1 protein-coding gene is annotated in these 579 nt (G+C 78.2%); it reads right to left on the bottom strand.

Annotation, left to right across the window (positions count from 1 at the left end):
• Nucleotides 1–579 (bottom strand): glycosyltransferase (locus tag KS423_RS46935; RefSeq protein ID WP_224285709.1); only part of this gene is annotated, 579 nt, incomplete at both ends.

The following is a 579-nucleotide window of genomic DNA, read 5'->3' as shown; positions in this document are numbered from 1 at the left end:
GCCACTGCCCGGGCCACCGCCGTGCCGTCCCGGGGCGGCACCAGCAGGCCGGTGCGGCGGTGGGCGACCAGGTCCAGCGGGCCGCCGGCCGCCGGGCCGATCACCGGTACGCCGCTGGCCATCGCCTCCTGGATGGTCTGGCAGAAGGTCTCCAGCGGGCCGGTGTGCACGAAGACGTCGAGGGTCGCGAAGCAGCGCGCCAGTTCGTCACCGGTGCGCCGGCCGAGGAACACCGCGCCCGGCATCGAGGCTTTCAGCCCGGGTGCCGAGGGGCCGTCGCCGACGACCACGACCCGCACCCCGGGCAGCGCCGAGGTGGCCGCCAGCAGATCGACCCGCTTCTCCGGCGCCAGCCGTCCGACGTAGCCGACGAGCACCTCCCCGCCCGGCGCCAGCGCCCGGTGCAGTGCCTCGTCCCGGTGCCGGGGGTGGAACCGCACCGAGTCCACCCCGCGCGGCCACAGTTGCACCCGCGGCACCCCGTGCGCGGTCAGGTCCTGGGCGGCGGGGGTGGAGGGCGCCAGGGTGCGGGCGGCCGCCCGGTGCACGGCCCGGATCCGCCGCCAGGCGGCGGCCTCC

Origin of the sequence: Streptomyces sp. LS1784, assembly GCF_020103755.1 — a bacterium.
Classification (GTDB): Bacteria; Actinomycetota; Actinomycetes; order Streptomycetales; family Streptomycetaceae; genus Kitasatospora.
The sequence above is the reverse complement of the archived record's forward strand: the minus strand, read 5'-3'. Positions and strand labels throughout refer to the sequence as shown.